The organism is Aeromicrobium sp. REDSEA-S32_B7, from assembly GCF_001626145.1.
GTDB classification, from domain to species: Bacteria; Actinomycetota; Actinomycetes; order Propionibacteriales; family Nocardioidaceae; genus Aeromicrobium; species Aeromicrobium erythreum.
On record NZ_LUNF01000061.1, the window covers coordinates 1 to 5,122 of the forward strand.

The following is a 5,122-nucleotide window of genomic DNA, read 5'->3' on the forward strand; positions in this document are numbered from 1 at the left end:
TCTGTCCGAGATGTCACTCAGCGGTGCACCAAGGGTTCTTCACCATCGACCCCGACACCCACCAGACCCACCGCACCCTGCGCACCCAACGCACCAGCCCCCGCCGCACCCGAGCCGGCTGAGCCGCTACCGCACGCGGCGGACGAGTGCGGAGCGGTCGAACACCTCCGGGTGCAGCACCGACGCGAACGCCTCGACCCCGTCCACGAGTCGCGGACCGGGTCGCACCACCACGGCGTTGCCGTCGACGGCCCACACCTGGGTGTCCGGGAGCTCCCGCACGACGACCTCGGCCTGCTCGGCGGCGCCGTCGAGGCCGAAGCCGCACGGTGCCACCAGGACCACCTCGGGACGCTCCGCCCGCAGCGCGTCCCAACCCGACGGACCCGACGGCGTCCCCTCGTGCATCCCGACGGGCTCGCCACCGGCGGCTGCCACCTGGTCCGGGATCCAGTGACCGCCCGTGAAGAGCGGGTCCACCCACTCGACCACGGACACCCGAGGACGCTGGCGGCCAGCCACACGGGCCTCCACGTCGGCCAGCCTCCCGCGCAGACCCGCCACCACCGCACGGCCGCGGTCGACGACACCAGCCGCGGCAGCCACCTGCTCCACCGACACCAGCACGTCGTCCAACGTGTGCGGGTCGAGCGTCAGCACCTCGGCGCTGCACCCGAGGTGTGCCAGTGCCTCGTCCACCCGGTCGGTCGGCAGGGCGCACACCCGGCACAGGTCCTGCGTCAGGACGAGGTCCGGGTCGACGTCGGCGAGCGCACCCTCGTCGAGGGTGTAGAGGTCGACACCCTCCTCACGCCGCGCCCGCACGTAAGCGTCGATCTCGCCCGGCGTCCACCCGCTCGTGTCGGCGCCCGTCACCACCACGCGGTGCTCCGTCCGCGCCGACACCGGCTCGTCGCACTCGAACGTGACGGCCGCGAGCCGGTGCTGCAGACCCAGGGCGTAGACGATCTCCGTCGCCGACGGCAGCAGCGACGCGATCCTGCGCGCGTCGCTCACTGGGGGCGGCGGGGACGGCGCCGCGGGTAGCGCGGCAGCTGCCGCACCCGCACCACCACGAACACGGCGATGACGAGCAGGACCGCCAGGATCACTACCTTCTGGAACGTGTCGGCATACGGCTCGACCTGCTCCCAGTTCTCGCCCAGCCGGTAGCCGGCCACCACGAAGATGCTGTTCCAGATCAGGCTGCCCGCCGTCGTCAGCGCCAGGAACAGGCCGAACGACATGCGCTCCACGCCCGCGGGAAGCGAGATCAGGCTGCGGAAGATCGGGACCATCCGGCCGAAGAAGATCGCCTTCGTCCCGTGCTTCGCGAACCACGCCTCCGTCCGCTCGAGGTCGCTGACCTTCAGCAGCGGCACCTTCTCGAACACCCACACCGTGCGGTCGCGGCCGTAGGCGCGGCCCAACCAGTAGAGGATCGCCGCGCCGATCACCGAGCCCGCCGTCGTCGCGAACAGCGCTCCCGCAAGGCTGAAGGTGCCCTGCGCGGCGGCGAAGCCGGCCAGCGGCAGGATGATCTCGCTCGGGATCGGCGGGAAGATGTTGTCAGCGCCGACCGCGAGGGCCACGCCGAACAGGCCCAGCTTCTCCATCAGGTCGACCGTCAGACCGGCCAGGCCGCTGTCCGGACCCGTCGAGGTGGCGGACTGCACGAGGGCGGACGTCACGGCTGCGCTGATCACCAGGCGAGGGTACCTGCGCGCACCCGAGCCAGGGTCCGACACGGACCCGGGGCTACCGTCGCGGTATGCGATCTCGGGTCACACGCAGCGCCACCGTGCTCACCGCGACCCTCCTCCTGCTCTCCGGCTGCACCGGCGGCCACGACGAGGACGGCGACGCGGCGACGACGTTCCGCACACCGTCGCGGGCGGTCGACGTCGTGGCGGGCCGCACTCCTGCCCAGAACGCCGTCGGCACCTCCCGGCGGCTGTTCGAACGCTCGGACGTGGCCATCGTGTCGGCCCGCAGCGCCCGCTCCCAGCAGCGGTCCGTGAAGGTGGCCGCGCGCCTGGGCGTCCCCGTGCTGCTCGTCGGACCCACCACCCGCGCCGAGCTCGACCGTCTCGGCGTGCGCACGACGCTCGCCGTCGGGCCGAAGGACGCGAACTGGCCCGACCTGCCCGGACGTCGTCTCGTCGGTGACGACCAGGCCGACGTCGACCGCGCCGTGGCCCGGATCCCGCGTACCTCGCCCCGCGACCAGGACGTCGTGGTGCTCGTCCACGCGCCCGGTGCCGACCTCACCTCCGTCGGCACCGCCCGCGCTGCCGGCGCGACCGTCGTCGGGGTGAAGGGCGGCGACCCGCGCGCGGACCGACGCGCGATCCGTGCGCTGCGTGACCAGCCCGACGCGCCCGTGGTCGGCGTCGGGACGACCTTCCGACGCGGCCTCGGCTACGAGGTCACCGCGGTGCGCCGCGACCTGACCCAGCCGGGCGGCGGACTGCTCGTGTTCCCGGGGCGTCACGTGGTCGCGCTCTACGGCCATCCCGGCACCCCGTCCCTCGGCCTGCTCGGTGAGCAGGGCACTGCGGCGACGGTGCGCCGAGCCGCGCGGCTGGCGCGCGAGTACCAGGAGCTCTCGGACCAGCCCGTCGTCCCCGCGCTGGAGATCATCGCGACCGTCGCCTCCTCCGAGGCCGGGGACGATGGCGACTACTCCGCCGAGAGCAGCGTCCGCGACCTGCGGCCGCTCGTGGAGGCGGCCGAGAAGGCCGGCCAGTACGTCGTGATCGACCTGCAGCCCGGCCGGACCGACTTCCTCGCCCAGGCCAAGCGCTACCGCTCGCTGCTGGAGCGCCCGCACGTCGGCCTCGCGCTCGATCCCGAGTGGCGGCTCGCGCGCGACCAGAAGCACCTCACCCAGATCGGGTCGGTCGGCGCCTCGGAGGTGAACGCCGTGGCCGACTGGCTGGCCGAGCTGACCCGCGAGCGCCGACTGCCGCAGAAGCTCTTCGTGCTCCACCAGTTCTCGACGTCGATGATCCGCGACCGCAGCACCCTCGACGTCGGCCACCCCGAGCTGTCGACCGTGGTCCACGTCGACGGCCAGGGCACGCCGGGCGCGAAGATCGGCACCTGGAACACGATCCGTCAGGGGTCGCCGAAGGGCGTCCACTGGGGCTGGAAGAACTTCCTCGACGAGGACGAGCCGATGCTCACCGTGCCACAGACCTGGCGCGACGTCAGGCCCCGACCGGATCTCGTCACGTACCAGTGAGCTGGGCAGGACAGGGCGGGTGCCCCTCCGTGGTCCTACCCTGACGGCATGGACCGGACCCGCGTCGCCGTGAGCGCCGGCTTCCTGCTCCAGGGCTTCACGTTCGCCGCGCTCGTCACGCAGACGCCGCGCCTGCAGGACAGGTTCGACCTCGGCGAGGGCGACGTGACGGTCCTTCTCGTGGGGGTCGCCGTCGTGGCGGGACTCGGCAGCGTGCTCGCGGGTGTCCTGGCCACTCGACGCTCGAGCGGGACGGCCCTGACGACCTCGCTGGTGGGCATCGGCGCGGGGGCCGCACTGGTCGGCTGGGCGCCCTCGTACCCGCTGCTCATCGCGGCGTTCACCGTCTACGGCGTGGCGCTCGGCGGGGTCGACGCCAGCATGAACATGCAGGGCGTGCGGGTGGAGGCGCTGCGGGGACGCAGCGTGATGACCGGGTTCCACGCGTGCTGGAGCGTCGGCGGCATCGTCGGCGCCGGCTACGCCGCGCTCGGTCTGCCCCTGGGCGTCGGGTTGTCGGTCGTGGCGGTGGTCGTCGTCGCGCTCGCCGTCGCCTCGGCCCGCCACCTCGCAGCGGACGCGCCGGGGACGCAGGTCGACGACCTCGCGGCCGCCGCGACGATCCCTGTCCCCTGGCGACCCGTCCTGCTGTTCGGCCTGGTGATCTGCCTGTTCTACTCGGCCGACACCGGTACCGGCTCGTGGAGTGCGGTGTACCTGCAGCAGGCGCTCGGCGCGGCGAGCTGGCTGGTCCCGCTCGGGTACGCGGCGTACCAGGTCGGAGCCCTCGTCTCGCGTCTCCTCGGCGACCAGCTGGTGCGCAGGGTGGGTGCAGCCCGGGTGGTCGCGGGCGGTGCGTTCCTCGGTGTCGTCGGCTTCGCCGTCGTGCTGGCCGCGCCGGTCGCGGTGCTGGCGGTGCCCGGCTTCCTCGTCGCGGGCCTCGGGATCGCGGTCATCGCCCCGCTCGCGTTCGCTGCCGTCGGCGCCGCCGTCCCCCCGGAGGCCGCCGACGCGGCGATCGCCCGGATGAACATCGCCAACTACATGGGCGCGATCCTCGGTGGCGCGGTGATCGGTGCCGTCGCGCAGGGCGGCTGGCTGCGGGTGGCGTTCCTCGTGCCGCTCGTGCTGGTCGCGCCGATCCTGCTGCTGTCACGCGCCTTCGACGGTCCGCGGGCGACCCGCGTCGGCTGACGGGACCACGCGCGGGCCGGCCGCCGGGTCCACGGACCCGACGGTCGGGGAGCCCGTCAGCTGCACATCGTGGTGCGCGTGTACATGGCGTCGCCCCAGTACTTCGCCTTCGTGGTCTTGAAGTAGATCCCGGCGGCGGTGTCGTTGTAGCGCTGCTCGTAGTGCAGGTGCGCCGACGACTGGCCTCCGCTCTTGCCGACCCGGCCGATGCCGCTGGTGGCCTTGACCATCTGACCGACCTCGACGTCCACCTTGCTGAGGTGGGCGTAACGAGTCGACCAGCCGTTCGCGTGATAGATGTCGACGGTGAGGCCGTAGCCCGTCCCCTTGTTGCCCGCGAACGTGACGCGACCGCCGTTGCTCGCCTGGACCGGCTTGCCGAGGTCGCTGTCGCCGCCGGTCGGCAGGTTGAAGTCGATCGCGTTCAACGGGTCGTGGTTCTTGCGGGTGTTGCCGCGCCACTCCTGACCGCAGGGGAACGGGACCTCGAGCGAGGGTCGCTCGGCGGCGGCGATCGACGCTCCCGCCGCCACGGAGGACTCGGCTGGTCCCGCCGTTGCGGCCGTGCTCGACACGGCGGCGCCCGCACAGAGGGCGATCGCCGCCAGGGTCGAGGTGAGTGCTGATCGTCGGTTCATGAGGTGCTCCTGCCGTCGAGGGGCTCGTGGGTCGAGCCGTCGC

The 5,122-nt window shown here is 72.9% G+C and carries 5 protein-coding genes; 2 read left to right on the plus strand and 3 right to left on the minus strand.

Translation table 11 applies throughout. The features are described from left to right. Positions 1-126 precede the first annotated feature (126 nt). The gene (locus A6Q79_RS04740; protein ID WP_289016725.1) at positions 127-1,017 is read right to left on the minus strand and encodes an ABC transporter substrate-binding protein; all 891 of its coding nucleotides are present in this window, start codon (positions 1,015-1,017) and stop codon (positions 127-129) included. Continuing rightward, the gene (locus A6Q79_RS04745) at positions 1,014-1,706 is read right to left on the minus strand and encodes a DedA family protein (RefSeq protein WP_289016726.1); all 693 of its coding nucleotides are present in this window, start codon (positions 1,704-1,706) and stop codon (positions 1,014-1,016) included. The genes A6Q79_RS04740 and A6Q79_RS04745 overlap by 4 nt, the downstream gene beginning before the upstream one ends. Positions 1,707-1,771: 65 nt before the next feature. Between A6Q79_RS04745 and A6Q79_RS04750 the strand changes: the two genes are divergently transcribed. After that, a complete protein-coding gene (locus tag A6Q79_RS04750; protein ID WP_289016727.1) occupies positions 1,772-3,247 on the plus strand; it encodes a hypothetical protein in 1,476 nt (491 codons plus the stop codon). Positions 3,248-3,295: 48 nt separating this feature from the next. Further along, positions 3,296-4,441: an MFS transporter gene (locus tag A6Q79_RS04755; protein WP_067861060.1), complete on the plus strand. Its 1,146-nt coding sequence runs from the start codon at positions 3,296-3,298 to the stop codon at positions 4,439-4,441. Between the two features lie 56 nt (positions 4,442-4,497). Here the strand turns inward: A6Q79_RS04755 and A6Q79_RS04760 are convergent, their stop codons facing one another. After that, positions 4,498-5,079: a M23 family metallopeptidase gene (locus A6Q79_RS04760; protein ID WP_067861062.1), complete on the minus strand. Its 582-nt coding sequence runs from the start codon at positions 5,077-5,079 to the stop codon at positions 4,498-4,500. Between the last annotated feature and the right edge of the window lie 43 nt (positions 5,080-5,122).

Bases quoted from the DNA above. Each gene is read 5' to 3' on its own strand.
- A6Q79_RS04750 (WP_289016727.1), top strand. From the start codon at position 1,772: ATGCGATCTCGGGTCACACGCAGCGCCACCGTGCTCACCGCGACCCTC.
- A6Q79_RS04760 (WP_067861062.1), bottom strand. From the start codon at position 5,079: ATGAACCGACGATCAGCACTCACCTCGACCCTGGCGGCGATCGCCCTC.
- A6Q79_RS04755 (WP_067861060.1), top strand. From the start codon at position 3,296: ATGGACCGGACCCGCGTCGCCGTGAGCGCCGGCTTCCTGCTCCAGGGC.